Annotated in this window: 20 protein-coding genes, 1 tRNA gene and 1 other RNA gene; 6 read left to right on the top strand and 16 right to left on the bottom strand. The window is 28.9% G+C overall.

What is annotated here, in order from left to right; all coding sequences use genetic code 11:
• Nucleotides 1–7: 7 nt before the first annotated feature.
• Both EDC42_RS04640 and EDC42_RS04635 read left to right on the top strand, forming a co-directional pair.
• Nucleotides 8–214: a class III signal peptide-containing protein gene (locus EDC42_RS04640; RefSeq protein ID WP_069574712.1), complete on the top strand. Its 207-nt coding sequence runs from the start codon at nt 8–10 to the stop codon at nt 212–214.
• Nucleotides 207–389 (top strand): class III signal peptide-containing protein, encoded by a 183-nt coding sequence (locus tag EDC42_RS04635; RefSeq protein WP_069574713.1) that lies wholly within the window; start codon nt 207–209, stop codon nt 387–389. The genes EDC42_RS04640 and EDC42_RS04635 overlap by 8 nt, the downstream gene beginning before the upstream one ends.
• A gap of 17 nt (nt 390–406) precedes the next feature.
• Here EDC42_RS04635 and fwdF read toward each other — a convergent pair whose 3' ends face one another.
• From fwdF to EDC42_RS04615, 4 genes are all read right to left on the bottom strand, one after another.
• The gene (fwdF, locus tag EDC42_RS04630; RefSeq protein ID WP_069574714.1) at nt 407–1,417 is read right to left on the bottom strand and encodes a tungsten-dependent formylmethanofuran dehydrogenase subunit FwdF; all 1,011 of its coding nucleotides are present in this window, start codon (nt 1,415–1,417) and stop codon (nt 407–409) included.
• Between the two features lie 8 nt (nt 1,418–1,425).
• Nucleotides 1,426–1,617, bottom strand: coding sequence for a 4Fe-4S binding protein (locus tag EDC42_RS04625; protein WP_069574715.1), 192 nt, complete (start codon nt 1,615–1,617; stop codon nt 1,426–1,428).
• Nucleotides 1,618–1,704: 87 nt separating this feature from the next.
• Nucleotides 1,705–2,163, bottom strand: coding sequence for a phosphopantetheine adenylyltransferase (locus EDC42_RS04620; protein WP_069574716.1), 459 nt, complete (start codon nt 2,161–2,163; stop codon nt 1,705–1,707).
• A 105-nt stretch (nt 2,164–2,268) separates the two neighbouring features.
• Nucleotides 2,269–5,145 (bottom strand): Ig-like domain repeat protein, encoded by a 2,877-nt coding sequence (locus EDC42_RS04615; RefSeq protein ID WP_123833406.1) that lies wholly within the window; start codon nt 5,143–5,145, stop codon nt 2,269–2,271.
• 501 nt (nt 5,146–5,646) lie between these two features.
• Between EDC42_RS04615 and EDC42_RS04610 the strand changes: the two genes are divergently transcribed.
• Genes EDC42_RS04610 through EDC42_RS04600 form a run of 3 tightly spaced genes read left to right on the top strand, consistent with a single transcriptional unit; the run spans nt 5,647 to nt 9,278 of the window.
• Nucleotides 5,647–7,197, top strand: coding sequence for a radical SAM protein (locus EDC42_RS04610; RefSeq protein ID WP_069574718.1), 1,551 nt, complete (start codon nt 5,647–5,649; stop codon nt 7,195–7,197).
• A gap of 58 nt (nt 7,198–7,255) precedes the next feature.
• Complete coding sequence (locus EDC42_RS04605) at nt 7,256–8,377, top strand: pyridoxal phosphate-dependent aminotransferase (RefSeq protein WP_069574719.1); 1,122 nt, start codon at nt 7,256–7,258, stop codon at nt 8,375–8,377.
• The gene (locus EDC42_RS04600; RefSeq protein ID WP_069574720.1) at nt 8,370–9,278 is read left to right on the top strand and encodes a cation diffusion facilitator family transporter; all 909 of its coding nucleotides are present in this window, start codon (nt 8,370–8,372) and stop codon (nt 9,276–9,278) included. Before EDC42_RS04605 ends, EDC42_RS04600 begins: the two co-directional genes overlap by 8 nt.
• A 6-nt stretch (nt 9,279–9,284) precedes the next feature.
• Here the strand turns inward: EDC42_RS04600 and EDC42_RS04595 are convergent.
• The 9 genes from EDC42_RS04595 to hdrC form a co-directional block, all read right to left on the bottom strand.
• A tRNA-Ser gene (locus tag EDC42_RS04595) sits at nt 9,285–9,368 on the bottom strand.
• A gap of 66 nt (nt 9,369–9,434) precedes the next feature.
• Nucleotides 9,435–9,750, bottom strand: an RNA gene (gene ffs / locus EDC42_RS04590) — signal recognition particle sRNA.
• A gap of 150 nt (nt 9,751–9,900) precedes the next feature.
• Entirely contained in the window at nt 9,901–10,290 is a 390-nt protein-coding gene (locus EDC42_RS04585; protein WP_069574721.1) for a CBS domain-containing protein, read from the bottom strand.
• Nucleotides 10,277–11,179, bottom strand: a complete 903-nt coding sequence (locus EDC42_RS04580) for a 2-phosphoglycerate kinase (protein ID WP_069574722.1) — start codon at nt 11,177–11,179, stop codon at nt 10,277–10,279. The genes EDC42_RS04585 and EDC42_RS04580 overlap by 14 nt, the downstream gene beginning before the upstream one ends.
• A 136-nt stretch (nt 11,180–11,315) precedes the next feature.
• The gene (locus EDC42_RS04575) at nt 11,316–12,005 is read right to left on the bottom strand and encodes a metallophosphoesterase family protein (protein ID WP_069574723.1); all 690 of its coding nucleotides are present in this window, start codon (nt 12,003–12,005) and stop codon (nt 11,316–11,318) included.
• Nucleotides 12,006–12,013: 8 nt separating this feature from the next.
• A complete protein-coding gene (locus tag EDC42_RS04570; protein ID WP_069574724.1) occupies nt 12,014–12,541 on the bottom strand; it encodes a DUF2096 domain-containing protein in 528 nt (175 codons plus the stop codon).
• A complete protein-coding gene (locus EDC42_RS04565) occupies nt 12,538–12,804 on the bottom strand; it encodes a DUF749 domain-containing protein (RefSeq protein WP_069574725.1) in 267 nt (88 codons plus the stop codon). Before EDC42_RS04565 ends, EDC42_RS04570 begins: the two co-directional genes overlap by 4 nt.
• 191 nt (nt 12,805–12,995) lie before the next feature.
• Nucleotides 12,996–13,883, bottom strand: coding sequence for a CoB--CoM heterodisulfide reductase subunit B (gene hdrB / locus EDC42_RS04560; RefSeq protein WP_069574726.1), 888 nt, complete (start codon nt 13,881–13,883; stop codon nt 12,996–12,998).
• Between the two features lie 21 nt (nt 13,884–13,904).
• Complete coding sequence (gene hdrC / locus EDC42_RS04555; RefSeq protein ID WP_069574727.1) at nt 13,905–14,831, bottom strand: CoB--CoM heterodisulfide reductase subunit C; 927 nt, start codon at nt 14,829–14,831, stop codon at nt 13,905–13,907.
• A gap of 184 nt (nt 14,832–15,015) precedes the next feature.
• On the opposite strand from hdrC, the gene EDC42_RS04550 reads away from it, so the two are divergent.
• A complete protein-coding gene (locus tag EDC42_RS04550) occupies nt 15,016–15,759 on the top strand; it encodes a tRNA guanosine transglycosylase family protein (protein ID WP_069574728.1) in 744 nt (247 codons plus the stop codon).
• Here the strand turns inward: EDC42_RS04550 and EDC42_RS04545 are convergent.
• From EDC42_RS04545 to EDC42_RS09470, 3 genes are all read right to left on the bottom strand, one after another.
• A complete protein-coding gene (locus EDC42_RS04545; protein ID WP_069574729.1) occupies nt 15,756–16,172 on the bottom strand; it encodes a hypothetical protein in 417 nt (138 codons plus the stop codon). The two genes, EDC42_RS04550 and EDC42_RS04545, sit on opposite strands and share 4 nt — an antisense overlap.
• Before the next feature lie 3 nt (nt 16,173–16,175).
• Nucleotides 16,176–17,093 (bottom strand): coiled-coil domain-containing protein, encoded by a 918-nt coding sequence (locus EDC42_RS04540; RefSeq protein WP_069574730.1) that lies wholly within the window; start codon nt 17,091–17,093, stop codon nt 16,176–16,178.
• Between the two features lie 80 nt (nt 17,094–17,173).
• Nucleotides 17,174–17,332: a hypothetical protein gene (locus EDC42_RS09470; RefSeq protein WP_170151649.1), complete on the bottom strand. Its 159-nt coding sequence runs from the start codon at nt 17,330–17,332 to the stop codon at nt 17,174–17,176.
• Nucleotides 17,333–17,724: the final 392 nt, after the last annotated feature.

The following is a 17,724-nucleotide window of genomic DNA, read 5'->3' as shown; positions in this document are numbered from 1 at the left end:
AAAAAACATGAAAAATATGAAAAAACTCATCAAAGAAAATTCTGGACAAGGTGCTGCCGAATATATATTGCTCTTTGGAGGTGTGCTTGTAATCGCACTACTTGCATTAACAATATACAGATCATATATGGAAACAAGTGATGTCAGTTTAAAAGCTAAAGATGACATAATTGATGTAAGAAATACCATACTTGACAACAGAACCCATGTTTAGAAAAAGAATTGACAGCAAAGGCCAAGGGAGTGCTGAGTTAATTTTAATCATTGGTGGTTTAATTGTTGTTGTACTCCTAATAGCAAGTTATATATCAAATATAACTGAAAAAACACAGACAAATATTCAAAATTTGTTAAAAACAGAAAGAGATTTCTTAATAAATAAAATATAAATAGAGAGTAAACCTCTCTATTTTCCAACTAGAATTGAAGTTAAAATATCATTCCAAGATTCAGAATTGATATTTTCTAAATTCAAATCAGTTCTTGTTAAAATTCTAATATCTTGTGGACATGCTTTCACACAAGCACCACATAAATTACAGAAAGATAAATCAGTTACAGATTTTCCATCAACAATTGAAACTGCATTGCATGGGCAAACATCTTGACAAGCATGACAAGAATCACCCTTACAGATTTTTTCTTCACTTTCAACTAATTCCAAAGTACCATCAAATGGTTTAGTTATATCAATTGCATCAACAGGACAAACTTCAGAACACCATGAGCAATATACACATAAATCTTCTAAAATCATTACATTTCCAGTAATTTCCGGAACTTCAATTTCTTCATTTAACATGCATGTAGAACAGATTTGCTTAATAGCATTTTCAGGACAAACCTTTTTACAAACACCACAGAAAATACATTTAGAAGAATCAACATCAATAAAATTATTTAATTTATCAACAGAAGATATGGGAATATTTTTAATTGTAATTGCTTCAGCAGGACACATATCTGCACAAAAAGAGCAATATATGCAATCTTCCTCATTTATTTCAATTTCCCCCCTAACTAAATCAGCAGGATTTGGAAGATTCCTCTCAAAAATTATTGCATCACTAGGACATATATTATAACATTTACTACAATACATACATTCTCCATCATCAACAACAGATTCTTTATTCCAAATAGGATAAGACTCAATGTTTTTAATATATTCCCCATCAACAGACATGGATAAAGCATCAAACGGACAAGCAATAGAACATAATCCACAGAACACACATGAATCTTCTTTAATAGAAACTAAATCCATTTCAATTAATCCACGAGCTACTGGAACTATGGGTCCTAATCTTAAAGAAGAAGTCGGACAAATATCCGTACAAATACCACAACCAACACAATTTATATCATTATATGATAAATTACGGTGCTCTTCACCATTTCTTTCTATATTAAACATTATATCCCTCATACTTTAGATATAGCTTGATTTGGACAGTTTTGAATACAAAGATCACAATCATCACAATTTTCAGGTATAATAGATACATCACCATCTTTTTCTATGATTGCACCTTGCTCACAAAGTTTAATACATAATCCTTGTACTGGACAATCTTTAATATGTCCACATAAATCAGAATCAATTTTTACTGCCATATAATCACCTCAAAAATATACACAAAACAAATTATGCAATTAATTATTTATCGAATTGTATTAATAAACATATCGATATATTTTGGATTATTCAACAACATTTCCCTTTTGATTAATCTCACCACGTCTAATTCGTGTTGAAGATATGGGATTTCCATCATAAGCTAGCACAAAACTTACTACGACAATATCAAGAGGTTTCATACCTTTAGAAATTCTAATCTCATTAATTTCAACTGCAGTAGGCTCAGTCTCTTCACTAACAACTATAGCATCAAAATCCTCATCATATATTGTAGTTCCATACGGATCATTTAAAGGAATTACAACAAAATCTGATTTATCTGAAAAAAAAGCCTTAAGATTGCTCATTCTCTCTTTACAAGGGTCAATATCTCCTTTTAACCCTCCAAAAGCATCAGAGGTAACACCAATTTCAATTTGGTTACCCAATTCAAAAGCAGTTGTTAATAATTTTTTGTGCCCATCATGAAATTTATCGAAAGTTCCACCAACAGCCACTTTACTATATTTCTTAGAATTCATAATATTGTCCTAATAGTTTGCTAAATAACTATTTATTAGAACTATTATAAAAATTAATAGCAATAAAAAAAGAAAAAATTTAAAAAAAAAGATAAAAATAGTTAATTAGAATGGAAGACTGGAATAGTATCCATTAAGCCTATAAGACTTAGTATTCCAATTAGCTATTTTTCCTAACGAGTTTCTAGAACTTGTTGCATCAGCAACAGTCCAAGTATTATCAATCAATACTTGAGTCCAAACATGCCCATATGTACTTCCACTAGAAAATGTACATGACCCATGCACATATCTAGTTGCAAGACCTGCAGTTCTAAACATAGCAGCAAGCAAATGGGAATGATCAACACAATTTCCAGATTTAGCATTCAATGTTCCAACAGCACCGTGTTTAGTATCATAATAGAAACTATATGAAATTGTATCTCTCACATAATTATAAATTGCAGTTGCTTTAGATTTTTCACTCTTCAACCCATTAGTTAATTTGCCAACTAATTGTTTAATTTTAGCATTATTAACCTGGCAATTAGTTGATGCTGCCAAATATGCTTTTAAGTTTGAAATAGTATTTTTAGAGTTAATATTACTATCTGAACTAGTACCACTTAGTGATTTTATTTCAACAAATGATGGCAATCTATCATCATCACCATAAAATGCAACAACACGAGCAAACGCATAAACTAAACTTTTATAACCAATAGTTCCAACTTTAGAACTAACAGTATTAGGTACACTACCTTTTGAATCAGAATTTTTCACAACACTATTTGCAACTGAAAGATAATCATATAAATTACCTGCAGCATATGTTGATGAAGGATTACTTGGACCATCGACATTTTTAACATAAATTGCAGATTTAACATTAGATTTTAAATTTACAATAGCTTTTGAAACTAAATATAAATATTGATTAGTTGAATAAGTAACACCCCCAATATTAACTGTGGAAGGTAATCTATGATTTTTTTGAATATACTTTTGCACATTTCCAGATGCAGCAATAATTTGCTTAATAGTCACTTTATCAGCAACATATATGTTAGATGAACCTGAATACTCTCCTTGTGAATATTTAACATTATGAGTACCTGCAGATAAAACACCTAAATTTACTTTAGCAACACCTTTTGAACTAGTTGTAGCTGTGTATTTTTTACCATCCAAAATAAAAGTAACTTCTGTACTTTTAATCGGATTATTCTTATAATCCAATAATTTTACTGAATAATATGCAGTTTTACCTACTGCTACATGAATATTTCCGCCTACAAATTTAGTTCCTTTAACTGAAATATGTTTATATATAGCGCCATGTGCATAATAATTATTAGAAAGTACTGTTTTAACAGAATAATAACCAATATTTAAACCAATAGACTGCTTAGCCACTCCATTTGAATCAGTAGTTTTAGTATAAGTTTTTCCGTTAATTGTAAATTTGACTTTAATATTTTTAAGAGGGTTTCCAAATTTATTTTTTACAACAACTTTATAAACAGAACCATCTTTATAGTTCATCACTAAATCCCCTGCTGATACTTTAGCAGTTTGTTTAGAAACAACAATTTTATTTGAGCCATAACAATAATTAAAATAACTTGGAGTTAAATACTGATATTTAATATTGTAAGTAGCTGGTTTTACTGTAGGGACAGTTAAATAAGCAATACCCTTTGAATTAGTTTTTTCAGTATAAGTTTTTCCATTAAATGTTAATTTCACTTTTTTATTAGCTAAAACTTTACCATTTTTTGTTAACTTAACCGCAAATTTAGATCCATCCTTATATTGCATCTTCAATTTTGAAGATGTAATTTTAGTAGTTGGATTTTTTACATACAATTTTCCAGATCCAGATGAACCTGAATAATATTTGTCTCCTGAATATGAATAACTAATATAATAAGTACCTTTAGAAAGAGCAGGAATAGACAAAGTAGCTTTCCCATTCGAATTAGTCTTAACAGTTACTTTTTTATTATTATATTTAAATACTACATTTTTGTTTTTAATTAAAATACCGTGTTTAGATTTTAAAGTTACAGTAAATGAATGTTTTTTATTAGGAGTAATATATGTATTAGTTGAACCATGGGTTAAAGTTGTACCATCTCTTAATGAAATACATTTATTAGACAATTTTTCACCAGAATATGGATTAATTGTAGTAATAACATATTTTCCAGGAGCCAAATTAACTGGTAATTTAGCGACTCCATTTTTATCAGTGGTTTTAGTATAAGTTATCCCATTAACTTTAAATGATACTTTAGTATTTGCTAATGCATTATAATTTTTCCAGAATTTTACTGAATACTGGACAACAGGTCCATAATATTTAGTAATATCACTTCCACTAACAGATGACAATACTTTAACTTTCTTTGAAAGAGCTACAGCTGCATATTTGGAACTACCAGCGTATTTAATTGCAACAGTATATGTTCCTACAGACAAAGCTGCAGTTTTAACTGATGCAATACCATTTTTATCAGTAGTAGCAGTGTAAGTCACTCCATTAACTTTAAAAGAAATTTTTTGATTGCTGATAGAATTACCTTTAGTATCTTTCAAAGTAACTTTGAAATATGTAGCGGATTTGGAATAATGTGTATCAACTACATCAACCTTTGCAGATACTTTAGAACTAGCAGCTAAATTATCATCATTAGAAACAGATAAAACATCACTACGAACAGAATTAGTATTACCTATTTCAGCATAATTAGAAGCTTGAACATTTCCATAATCATCCTCATAGTTACTTAAAACATCACTATCAGAATAATTGTTCAAATTATCATCATGAGAATTAACTAAATTAGCCTCTGAGATAGAATCCTCGTTAGAAACTTCTAATTTATTTTCAACAGACAATGAATCAACATTATCAGTCATTAAATTTGAATCTTCTGTATTTGAAGCATTATTAAATTCTGTTGCACCAACTACCCCCAAAACTAAGAAGAACATCAATGCAATAGAAATAAATAACACTTTGTTTTTTATCGAAATTTTTCCACCTCTTGGTTCTCATTACGAAAATTTTATAGTAAAATATGAGTATACTAAAATATAGTATTTCATAATGAGTAGATAAACATATGATTTAATATTATATAAATGTTTTTAAAACTTTAAAAACTTAAAAACACCTTAAAAATATGTAAATTAATTAAAATAGACTAAAAATATGTATTAATTTAAAATAAAAGAATAATTAAATGGAAATAAAGAAAGATAAGATTAAATATCTTAAATTTGATTTAAATTTTTAACAATCGGATGAAAAATAAAATTTAAATCAATTTGGATTTTATAATTAAAATAATAAAGAATTAATCCATCATAGTGAAAATTAATTTCTTATTGTTCAAAATAAAAAAAATAACATCCGTATTGATCATTAAATTATAAATAAACAATTTAATCTAATAAAAAGAAATTCACTAAAAAATATGAAATAGTGATTGTATGTTATATGAAAAAAATATATTTCAAAAAAATATCAAAAATATGAATATTCACATGGGATTGGCCTATCCAAATATTTATAGGACTGCAATGTCTTCATTAGGATATAATATTTTATACAATAAGATTAATGAACGTGAAAATACTTGGTGTGAGAGAATAATCTTTCCCAATACTAATTCAATAGAATCAAACACACCCAGCAAATATTTTAATATTATAAGCTTTACTGTCCAATTTGAAGAAGATTATTTTAATGTATTAAAAATGCTCAAAGATGCAGAAATACCTCTAAAAAGAGAAGATAGAAGTGAAAGTGATCCTTTGATTATTGCAGGAGGTCCATGTGTAACTGCAAACCCTATGCCATTATACGATTATATTGATATTTTTGTAATTGGAGAAGGTGAATTTGTTATTGATGAAATTTTAAATACATATAAAAAACATGGAAAAAATTTAGAAAAATATCTTGGGTTGCTTGGAGTTTACATTCCAAAGTACAACAACAGAACAAAAATAAACATCATACCAAACATGGATAACACTTACCACATTACAGAACATATTGTGAGTAAAAGTGATGATGAAAATTATCAGACCATTTTCAATAATACCATAATGTTAAATGTTTCAAGAGGATGCACAAGAGGTTGCAGATTTTGCATGTCAGGATATTTATACAGACCCATGAGAGAAACCAAATATAAAAAGCTAATTGACATTGCAATTAAAAATCGTGAAAATACTGGATTAAATAAAATTACATTAATAGGGGCTGCAGTTTCAGATTATAGTGATTTAAAAAATTTAATTGATGGTTTAGAAAAAGAGGGCTTTCAGATTTCAACACCTTCCCTAAGAATTGAATCAATAACAAAAGAAACTTTAGAATCATTAAAGAGAAGTGGATTAAAAACTATTACGCTTGCACTGGAATCAACTGAAAAATTGCGAAAAGTAATTAATAAGGAAATACTGGAAGAAAAGATTTTTACAGTAATAAAAAATGCTATTGAACTTGATTTTAAAATTAAACTATATTTTTTAATTGGAATACCTGGTGAAACTATGGAAGACATTGAAGAACTTTGCCAATATATGAAAAAAATTGCAAATATGCACAAAAGTATCAAAAATGTAAAATTTAGTGTAAATCCACTTATTCCAAAACCACACACACCATTACAATGGGAACCTTATGATTTCAAGGATATTAAAAAGAAAACTAGATATATTAATAAAGAAATGAGAAAATATAATGTAAAGTGTGAAAGTCCTAAAAAAGGATTAATCCAATATATACTGTCTTGTGGAAATAGAAGCATTGGTGCAATTATTGAAAAAACTTTAACAAAAAATCCTACATTAAAAGAATGGAAAGAATTACTACCAAAATATGATATTGATGATGTATTGCCTTGGGACAATATTGATGTAGGTGTAAATAAGAGATTTTTAAAAATAGAGAACAAAAGATTGAGAAGTCTAAAACAAACCCCCTGGTGTGAAACAAACCCCTGCTATAATTGCGGATCTTGTGAAAAATAATTCTTGGAAAAAAATTAAATTACAATAATAATATATTAATAAAATAGAGGCAAAAATTATGATAAATCCTGCAAGTAGAACAAAATCAATTGAATTGTCATTAATAAGAAAAATGTTTGAAGTGACAAACCCAAATGCAATAAATTTAGGAATCGGCGAACCTGATTTTGATGTTCCTGAAAACATCAAAAATGCTATGAAAAGATCAATTGATGAAAATGATACTCATTATACTCCCAATAAAGGATATATTGAACTAAGAGAAGAAATTTCTAAAAAATTTAAAAAAGAAAATGACATAAACACAAATCCTGATGATATTATTGTTACTGTAGGAGCTAGTGAAGGATTATATATGTGTACACAGGCATTCGTTGAAAAAGGAGATGAAGTATTGCTTCCAAATCCAAGTTTTCTTTCTTATGAATCATGCATAAAGCTAGCTGATGGGAATATAGTGCCAGTTGATTGTAAAATGGAAAATGAGTTTAAATTAAAAGCAGAAGATGTTCAAGAAAAAATAAGCAATAAAACAAAAGCAATAATTTTAAATTCACCATCTAATCCAACAGGTGCTGTGATGGAGAAAGAAGATATAAAAGCTATTGCAGATTTATCCATAGATGAAAATTTTTTAATAATTTCTGATGAGATATATGAGAAAATTATTTATGGAAAAAAAAATTATTCCCCTGCAAAATACAGTGATAATGTAATTACTTTAAATGGATTTTCAAAAACATATGCAATGACAGGACTTAGAATCGGTTATTTAGCTACTACTAACGAAAATTACACAGAACAATTACTTAAAATACACCAATATAACATTGCTTGTGCCAATACAACTGCACAAAGAGGAGCATATGAAGCATTGACCGGACCACAAGATGAAGTTGAAAAAATGGTTTTTGAATTCCAAAAAAGACGTGATTTAATTATCCGTCGTTTAAATGAAATGGAATATGAAACAGTAAATGCAGAAGGTGCATTTTATGTATTTCCAAAAATTGAAGATGAAGACTTCGTAATGAAAGCTGCTGATGCCGGAGTAATTACAGTTCCAGGAATTGCGTTCGGAACAAATGGCAAAAATCATGTACGTATGTCTTATGCAAATTCATATGAAAATATTGAAAAAGCAATGAATATTTTAGAAGAGCGTGTAGTTAATGGATGAATTAAGAAATAAAGGTGGTAAAAAAGCTGTAACTGTTGCAATAATTGCAAATACATTTTTAACCGTTTTTAACATTATTGTAGGAATGCTGTCTGGAAGTTATGCATTAATCTCAGAAGGAGGGCATACTTTATCAGATATTACAACAACAATAATTGCATATATTGGATTTAAAATTGGTCAGAAGCCAGCAGATAAAGAACATCCACTAGGACATGGACGTGCTGAGGCAATAAGTGGATTAATAATCATGTTATTTTTAACAATGGTCGCTTATGAAATTATGAGTGGAGCTATTGAAAAATTATTTAATCCATCAACAATCACCACACCAGACATTTATGCTGCAGTAATGGCTATTTTCGGAATATTTATCAATTACATAATAAGTGAGTATATTATTAGATTAGGTAAACAGATTAATAGCCCAGCAATCGTGGCTGATGGAAAACATCAAAAAACAGATATTTTTTCATCAATTGCAATATTAATTGGAGTACTTGTATCAAACATAGGTTATCCTATATTAGATCCAATTATTGGTTTGATTATTGGATTTTTAATTTTAAAAACAGCATATGGCATTGGTAAAGAGAATCTTGACAATATTATGGGTAAAATTCCATCTGAAAAATTTGTTAATGAAATAAGAAAAATAGCAAATGAAAGTAGCGATTATGCAAACAATGCACATAATATAAAAGTAGATTATTTAGGTTCATATGCTGCAGTAACATTACATATTGAAATCGATGGAAATATGACATTAAATGAGTCACATAAAATTGTACATATTGTCCAGAATAATATTATTGAAAGAATACCTGATGTAAAATATGTGAATGTCCATGCATGTCCAAAAGGATTGGATTATAATCATAATCAAGAAATAGATAAATAATAAAAACGCCGGGACCGGGATTTGAACCCGGGTGGTCATAAGACCATCGGATTAGCAGTCCGACGCCGTACCAGGCTGGGCCATCCCGACAGTTATAATAAAACAAGTATAATAAATTATATGTCTAAACTTATTTATAAAGTTAATTATTTTTTAGAAATGGCATGTCTAAGAGTGGACTAATCTCAAAAATATAAGTAATCTAAAAAACCCAACTCCACCCCGGGATTCTACAAGCATTGTATGTTAACAGTAAAGCTGCTCCCTTCCGGGCCTGACCCATTCCCATATCAAAGATGACTAATTTTTACCCTACAGTAAAAATTTCATCACCACCAATCCTGTAGGACGAGGTTTCTACATTGTTTTTAATAGGCTCATATTCTTTTAAAAAGCCGCCTCCTAGACTTCAACTGCACCAAAGGGGGTGTGTGCTTACAGAGGACCCCTAACCCTCCAGTCTAGCCATAATAATATATGGGTTTAATATTATATAAAGGTTAGTAAAAAAATCTAAAAAATTGAAAAAAGTAATTAGTAAAAATTTTCTAGAAAAAATGAAATTATAGTAACTGAGTAAAAATAGATATAATTTAAAAAAAATAAAATTAAATAGGTTAATTTAGAATATTTCTTGGATAATATCTCCATCAGAAATAATACCTACTAATTTTCCATTTTCAACAACTGGAAGTTGATTTAATATACCTGAAGAAACATTATCTTTCATTATGCAAACAGCTTCTTCGATAGTACTATCTGGAGAAACAGTAACAACAGGAGTTATCATTATTTCTTTAACACTAGTACCTAATTCATATTTATCTAAAATTAAATTATGACCAACATCAGTTGCAGTAATAATTCCAATTAATTCATCATCTTCAACAACTGGAAGAGAACTAATTTTATTTTCCATTAATTTTTCAAATGCAAATACAACATCAACATCTGAAGTAGTAGTTAGTACATCAGATGTCATTATTTCCTTAACTTTCTTATCTAACATCATTAACACCTACAAATTTTTCCAAGATAGCACTTACCATTTGATTAATTGTTTCATTAATCTCAATATTATTGATTATGTGAGAATCATAAATCTTTGCTTGTTCAACAAAAAAATCTTGAGTCTTTCTAATTGATTCAAAGTTTTCCATATAATTCTCAAGAGATCTTTTTACCCAAGGTTGACTACATCTTAAATAAAAACGTTGCTTATGTAACTCTTCATCATCAATCATTAATGTAAACATGATAATATTATTATTTTCCATTAAATCTTTACTGATGAAACCTGGAACGACATGGACTCCTTCAATAATAATACTAATGCCTTCTTTAATAGACCTTTCGATGATTGCTTCAATTCCCACATTAACAACATCAGCATGAGTAATAAAACCTTCAACAATCTTATCCATTTTAAGAGATGGTGTTCTTATACTTTCATAAGCATCATAACTAGACTTATGAATTACGGGACTCAAATCTTTTGAAACAATTTTACGCATTACTTCACGAATCATGTCTGTACTTATAATATTTTTTAACCTTAATCTATTAGCCAATTCAAATGCCATTGAAGAAGTACCTACACCAGAGGAACCTCCAATAAGAATAATCAATGGTTTTTTAGAGTTCCTAAGTAATCTTAGACTTTTATATTTTTCTGCAATTTTTGGATCTACCGTAATCAGATGATTTAATACAATATCTGCTAATTCATCACGAGAAATAACAGACATATCCTTTTTAATCAATTCCTCTTCAATTTCACTAGCTAATTCATATGCTCTTTTAGATCCAATATAAGAAATATTGAGTGAACGAGACATAATTCCCTTGGAAAATGGTTCTTTGTATTCTTCACCATCAACATTACTAGTAACCCAAATCATGAAAATCACATTAAATATAATTAAATTTATAAAATTAATGTTAAATAAAATTTGTTATTTGAATTCCTAGAAAAAAATAAAATTACAGTAACTGTTTAAAAATAAATAAAAAATAAGAAAAAAGAGAATAAATAATTTATTCATCTAAAGAAACAATGCTTATGTCATAGTTTGAACCATCTTTAATATCAATTAAGACAGCACCATTATCTTTAAGCATACCAGGATTTGCTACATCAGTAGTTGTTCCAATTTTACTAAGAGATTTAGCTTCATGTATATGCCCACAAACATTAATTTCAGGTTCAAATTCATGAATAGATTTTTGAATTCCAGAACTGCCTACATGTTCGCCATTGGAAACTCTGTCAGCATCAGTATTGAATGGTGGAGCATGAGTGGCTAAAATTTTTACTTTAGGAACTTCGGTATTGTATACATAATCATAATTTGCCAATAAATCATAAACTGATTTATAAATATGATCATCATCTGTTTCGCCAGGAGTGTTAAATGGAGTTGGATTAGAACCGCCGTAACCAAATAAAATTGCATCCCCATAAGCAACAATATTATTGTGAAGACAGAATGCTACATCATTAATAGCATTGCATATCCCCTGTGGATCACAATTACCTGGAATAGCAATTACATCAACATCATATTCATAAAGTTTATTAATAAATGTCTCTACAAAATCCAAAGGCCCGAAGTCAGTAATATCCCCAAGAATTAAAACTAAATCAATATCATTATTGCCTAAATAAGTGTATAAATTTTCATTTTCTTCACCATGAATGTCACTTATTGCTAAAATTTTTGTCATAAAATCACCTAATCATCTAAAAAGAAAGATCCCATCTCTTTTAAACCAGTTTTGAGGTCTTCCTGGTCACCATGTAATTGAACAGTCATATCATCCTCAAATTCGATGATTAAACCATTCCATTCTGCAATTTCTTGAACTCTTTCTTCAGCTAAAGGAACTTTTAAGTTAATTTTGCCAGTAGTTAAACCCGGTGGAGTATTAACTAAGAATTTTGACCTAGATTTGGCAAATTCAAACAATTCTTCACCTTTCATGACTTGTTTTAATAAATCAAGCCAATAATCAACATAATTTTCACCTTCTTCTTCAGCAATAGTTAAAAGAGTTCCTTGGATATTATTCAAAGCCATTTCTGCTTTAGCTAAACCATTGATCAATTCAGGATGGGAAGGATCTCTTTTATATGAACTAATTGAAGACCTGATTAATCCCATCTCAGGGTTAATTCCATTAGGTATTTCATACCCCTTTTTTGTCAAATCTATTATGAGATTTTGAAGAACTAACCAGTTTTGCTCAGATGGTAAACTCATAAATGGCCACCTATAATTTTTAAAGTAGTGTGATTAATTTTTGCATCTGCTTCTTTTAATTCAGCTTCGATTTCTGCAATACTTGAATAAGCATCTAAGAATAAAACATGATGAGTAGAAGTACCTGCAATGTTTAAAATAGCCATTTCATCAGTAGGTTTAAGTTCTCTTTTATCTATAGTTGCTTTAAATTGAACATAAGGTTCGTATTCTTCTGGAAGGTCAGAATATTTGAATATTCCATCTAATGTTGCTACAAACATAATTTTCACCTCGTATTTATATAACATTTATTCATATCTACATACTCATATATAAACATGTTTACGAATAATTCGTATAAATACAAACAAAAAAATTTAAAATAAAAAAATAGTTATCATAACGATAACCGATATCCAAAATGTGTTTTTAATGTCTAAAAATAAGATAAAAGGATTGAAAATCCTTAAATCTATTCACCTAATGCTTTTTTGACAGCAGAAGTTGCATCAATTTTTTGAGCATCAAATGTTAAATCTTCAACTGGTAATCCAATAGCTAATCCATATAATTGAGCTAAGTGGAATACAGGAATTGCAAAATCAGTTCCGTATCTTTCATTAACTTCAACTTGACCTTGGTCAAATTGCATGTGACAGAATGGACATACATTAACAATTGCATCTACACCAGCTTCAGACATGTGTTCAAGTTTTTCTTTAGTGTAACTAGCAGTAACATCTAAATCTCTGGATCTTAAACCCCCACCTGCACCACAGCACATCATTTTATCTTTGTAGTCAACAGATTTAGCACCAGTAATTTCTACAAGATCATCTAAAATAGATGGGTTTTCAGCTTGATCTTCAATACCAATAGTTTCAGTAGGTTTTAAGAAGTGGCATCCATAGTGAACAGCAACATTTAAGTCTAAAGGTTTTTCAATAAGGGAAGCTAATTTTTCAAAACCAACATCATCTCTTAAAACTTGAGCGATGTGTTTTACATTAGTAGTTCCTTTGTATTCTCTTCCAATTTCAGCTAAGTTAGCATTAATTTTAGCTTTTTTATCTTCATCTTCTTTTAAAATATGATTACATTCAAATAATGAACCAAAACATCCATTACATTCTGTCACTATGTCTACACCCATATCTTCAGCAAGAGTTAAGTTACGTGCTGCGACAGTAGCCCAAGTTTCTTCATCAAAAGAACCGAATACACCAGGAGCAGGACAACAAGAAGCTCCTTCCATATCTTTTAATTCAATATCTAATGCTTCAAATAATTTTCTGGTAGCTTTTTCAACACCAGGATAACGGTTGTTCATAATACAACCTAAGAAGTATGCAATTTCCATATTATAACTCTCCTCATAAATCTATTCTTTTAATCCGCCGGTTGCTTCATCATAACCAATTAATTCATCAAAGGCGGTAATTTTACATAATTTCTTTACTTCTTCTAATGCTTCAGGATAAGTGTGAGTTGTTGGTGGTACTTCTGGAAGACCAATTTTAACTCTTAAAGCTTTTATTTTATCATTAATAGGTACTGCATGACCAGTATTTAATACATATACACCAGTCATTTTGTGAGATTTAGCCATGTATCCTGCATGAGCAGCGATGTTACGTGCTTTTTTGATGATTTCAACAATTTTAACACTTCTGAGACATCTTTCTTGACAAGTGTAACAAGTAGTACACATCCATAAAGCATCATCAGCAATAACTTCTTCTTTTAAACCTAATAAACATTTTCTGACAATTTGTCTTACTTTATAAGGAGTTCTTCTTCCAGATGGGCAACTACCACTACAGGTACCACATTGGAAACAGTGTTTTACAGTTTCAATTCCAGCATCAATGAACTCAGCAGTAAAATCTGGATCACGATTAGTATCGTTTAATAATTCTTTATCAGTTAATAAAGTCATAGTATCTCTCTTTTTATCTTTATCATTTGAATTTTCTTCAACTTCCTCAACAACATCTTCATCAGTTGTTTTTTCTTCATCTTCAATAGTTTTAGCTTCTTCAGCAACAATTTCTTGTTCTTCAGGAATTGTTTTTTCGAAAGCTTCAACTTCTTCCGCAATTTCAGATGAATCTTCTACGATTTCGATGTCTTTTTTGAAAGTTAAATCTTTTTTACTATCTTCCATTTCAGGACTGATAGATTCTTCCATTTTTGAAGATGTAACTTCGACATCATCAGATGTGTTTGATACATCATTATTGATGTCAGTTTCTTCTTTATCTATGTCTCCTTTAAATAAGGATTTAAGACGATTTATTATAGACATTAAAAACACACCTCGGACAATCATTGGATTATTTCCTCAAATCCTTAATTATAATTTTAAAAAAACAATATATAAAGGTTACTAAATTTTTTGATAGTGTAATCAAAAAGATTACATTTGATGAAAAATTTTTATAAACCTAAAGAAACAATAATAAAATAAAAAGTAAATAGGAACGAAATAAATGATAAAAAAATTCGAAATTAAATCACATGATGGACCTGGAAGAATTGGAAAAGTTGATGGTGAACTTACACCCAGAATATTTTTTAAAGAGGAATTAAAAATAGCTCCAAACCAAGGTTCTGCACACAATATCGATCGTGAAATTGCCGAATTTAATGTAAAAGAAACATTAAAACTCGCTAAAGAAAATGCTGAAACCTGTAACATTGCCGTGATTCAAGGTTCAAAATACATTGATTTAAGAATTGAATGCCTAAAAAAATTAGAAGAAATCGGATACAATGGATTTATAATAGCTAATGGTGATGCATTACTAACTAATTCAAGAGAACTTGTTGATATTATTATATCCCTTAAAAAAGAAGCTAAAAAAACAAGTTATTTCATATTTCCATTCGCAGAATTATCTTTCATGCCACTTTTAACATATATGGGGATTGATGGATTTTTAGCCGATTCTGCAAATTATTACAGCTACATGAATGTTCTGCAAACTCCAACTAAATCATATGACTTAAATAATTATCCTATTTATGAAAATATTTCACAAAAAGACTTAGAAAAAAAGAATCTTGAAAACATGAAATTTGTAATAAAAGAAATTCATGTACACATGAAAAACAAATCTTTAAGAAATCTTGTAGAAGAACGCTCAGGCACCACTCCACAAAATATCTCAACTTTAAAAATACTTGATAAAAATCATATGAATTATTTGCTAGAGTATACGCAAATATTCTAAAACCTTAATGATGAAATCATATTCTTGAATTCGCGCTCTGATTCGCCTGAAACATCTAATGTCCTTAGTTCAAAAATATAAATTTCCCTATTTTCTATAAAAACATAAGTATGAATGTCAAAGTTGATTTCAGGAGTGTCCATATTGGCATGAACTTTAATAGCATTTTTATCTGCGATCTGAACAAAATCAGAAGATAAAATAACCCCTCCATCATCAGAAATTACATCTTCCATGAAAATTTTATAATCATCAAGATTTGTAGCAGTTGGAAATGAAACTGCATTGAATAAATTATCCTGCCCTTTAGACAATGTTGCAATACAATCTGGATTAGATAAGATATCGGCTTTTTCAACCTCCCAATTATCAGGATATTCAAAAGTAATTTTTCCAGCATTAAATGTTCTCATGAATTATTCCCCTTGTTTTGTTGATGAAACTTCAATAGTTTCAGGTTCTTCTTCAATAGTATCAATATATTTAGAAAATGGTTCTGGGAGCTTCGGCATTACTTCTTTTAAAATTTCAGCAGCGTCAAGTTCTAAAGCTTGTCCGGAAAGCAATTGTTCCACATCAAAGTCAAAGTCAAATGGTTTAAGCAAATCATCGGTAGGCACTCTTAAATTAATTCTTTTTTTGTTCAATATCATTTTAAGGGTGCTGGTATTTCTAATTTGTTCATTCATATCCTCAACAGTGCTTTTTATTTCATATGCTATAGCTTTATTCTTTTCATTTACATCATGTTTGGATTTTTCAATAGATTTTTCCAAGTCTTCAACAAGTTGAGCGTTTCTTCTGTTAATGTTATCTCTTGCCTCATCAATAACAACATTTATAGCATTTAAAATAGATTTATTTAACTCGACATTATAAGCTAAAATCATTTTATTTTTATAATCCAATTCTTTAAAAATAGCTACTCTTTCATCATCAATTTTAGTAATTTTCTTATTTAATTTATGAATTTCATCTTTTGCGTTTAAAAGTTCATCTTTATAAGTGAGCTGTTCTTTAAGAGAATTAACATCATCAAAAAATGATCCTTTAAGAGTTTGAATCTGACTGTTTAATTTTTCAATTTCAGCATCTTTTGCTTCAAGCCTATTATAAAATTCATCAAGTTTTGAATCAGAAAATTGATTATCAAGTAATGATTCATATTCCCTTTTTGCCAATACTTTTACCAAATCATTATCTTCAAAAGGATCTTCTTTTTTAAGACTTACTTGTTTTTGTTGAGATTCTTTTTCAACAATATTTCCCTCTTTATCTTTACTAGTATATTTTTTAGTATAAACTCTAACAGTTCTTAATTCCTCATTATCCATTAATGACACCCACTCTATAATAATAAATAGAATAGTTTAATTTAAATAGTTAATGCTTAAAAAAGAAAAAAAGAAAAAAATTATTTAAATTTTTCCTTTTCAATCCATAACAACATTGCTTCTTCAATAGCTTTTGAGTACCATCCAGTTTTGAATAACATCTTACTGGATGCGATTTTGCGAAAATTCAAATCAATGTCATTATTGATGCTAATTGTAACACGTTTGTTTCTAGTCATAGGAATAGATAGTGCATACAAGTTAATAAATGTTTTAGTGTAGTTTAAGAGCAGTTTGATGTGTGATATTCAATATTGAAATTAGATTACTTTTCAATAGATTACCCAAATAAAATATTACCCTTGCAATTGACAATTAGCCTAGATATTACAAATTTTATAAAAAGTTTGATTAAAAATAATATCCTTTTCAAACTAGAATAATCTAAAATAAATATATGCTTAAATAGTCATTAATTATGAATATTTTTTCATTTATCAATAGGGTGTCCGTCAAAATTAGTTTTTGGCAGGTCTGTTGATTTTTAATTAAAATATTGTCACGTCGAGTTTTAATTGGTGGATTACTGATTTTTTTTCGCAGAAATTTTCTAAATCTTCTGTTGAATTTT

Origin of the sequence: Methanobrevibacter gottschalkii DSM 11977, from assembly GCF_003814835.1 — an archaeon.
In the GTDB taxonomy this organism is placed as follows: Archaea; Methanobacteriota; Methanobacteria; order Methanobacteriales; family Methanobacteriaceae; genus Methanocatella; species Methanocatella gottschalkii.
The sequence above is the reverse complement of the archived record's forward strand: the minus strand, read 5'-3'. Positions and strand labels throughout refer to the sequence as shown.

What these genes read in the sequence shown, in the direction of transcription:
- EDC42_RS04640 (WP_069574712.1), top strand. Translation starts at nt 8, where the DNA reads ATGAAAAATATGAAAAAACTCATCAAAGAAAATTCTGGACAAGGTGCT.
- EDC42_RS04635 (WP_069574713.1), top strand. Translation starts at nt 207, where the DNA reads ATGTTTAGAAAAAGAATTGACAGCAAAGGCCAAGGGAGTGCTGAGTTA.
- fwdF (WP_069574714.1), bottom strand. Translation starts at nt 1,417, where the DNA reads ATGTTTAATATAGAAAGAAATGGTGAAGAGCACCGTAATTTATCATAT.
- EDC42_RS04625 (WP_069574715.1), bottom strand. Translation starts at nt 1,617, where the DNA reads ATGGCAGTAAAAATTGATTCTGATTTATGTGGACATATTAAAGATTGT.
- EDC42_RS04620 (WP_069574716.1), bottom strand. Translation starts at nt 2,163, where the DNA reads ATGAATTCTAAGAAATATAGTAAAGTGGCTGTTGGTGGAACTTTCGAT.
- EDC42_RS04615 (WP_123833406.1), bottom strand. Translation starts at nt 5,145, where the DNA reads ATGTTCTTCTTAGTTTTGGGGGTAGTTGGTGCAACAGAATTTAATAAT.
- EDC42_RS04610 (WP_069574718.1), top strand. Translation starts at nt 5,647, where the DNA reads ATGTTATATGAAAAAAATATATTTCAAAAAAATATCAAAAATATGAAT.
- EDC42_RS04605 (WP_069574719.1), top strand. Translation starts at nt 7,256, where the DNA reads ATGATAAATCCTGCAAGTAGAACAAAATCAATTGAATTGTCATTAATA.
- EDC42_RS04600 (WP_069574720.1), top strand. Translation starts at nt 8,370, where the DNA reads ATGGATGAATTAAGAAATAAAGGTGGTAAAAAAGCTGTAACTGTTGCA.
- EDC42_RS04585 (WP_069574721.1), bottom strand. Translation starts at nt 10,290, where the DNA reads ATGATGTTAGATAAGAAAGTTAAGGAAATAATGACATCTGATGTACTA.
- EDC42_RS04580 (WP_069574722.1), bottom strand. Translation starts at nt 11,179, where the DNA reads ATGATTTGGGTTACTAGTAATGTTGATGGTGAAGAATACAAAGAACCA.
- EDC42_RS04575 (WP_069574723.1), bottom strand. Translation starts at nt 12,005, where the DNA reads ATGACAAAAATTTTAGCAATAAGTGACATTCATGGTGAAGAAAATGAA.
- EDC42_RS04570 (WP_069574724.1), bottom strand. Translation starts at nt 12,541, where the DNA reads ATGAGTTTACCATCTGAGCAAAACTGGTTAGTTCTTCAAAATCTCATA.
- EDC42_RS04565 (WP_069574725.1), bottom strand. Translation starts at nt 12,804, where the DNA reads ATGTTTGTAGCAACATTAGATGGAATATTCAAATATTCTGACCTTCCA.
- hdrB (WP_069574726.1), bottom strand. Translation starts at nt 13,883, where the DNA reads ATGGAAATTGCATACTTCTTAGGTTGTATTATGAACAACCGTTATCCT.
- hdrC (WP_069574727.1), bottom strand. Translation starts at nt 14,831, where the DNA reads ATGTCTATAATAAATCGTCTTAAATCCTTATTTAAAGGAGACATAGAT.
- EDC42_RS04550 (WP_069574728.1), top strand. Translation starts at nt 15,016, where the DNA reads ATGATAAAAAAATTCGAAATTAAATCACATGATGGACCTGGAAGAATT.
- EDC42_RS04545 (WP_069574729.1), bottom strand. Translation starts at nt 16,172, where the DNA reads ATGAGAACATTTAATGCTGGAAAAATTACTTTTGAATATCCTGATAAT.
- EDC42_RS04540 (WP_069574730.1), bottom strand. Translation starts at nt 17,093, where the DNA reads ATGGATAATGAGGAATTAAGAACTGTTAGAGTTTATACTAAAAAATAT.
- EDC42_RS09470 (WP_170151649.1), bottom strand. Translation starts at nt 17,332, where the DNA reads ATGACTAGAAACAAACGTGTTACAATTAGCATCAATAATGACATTGAT.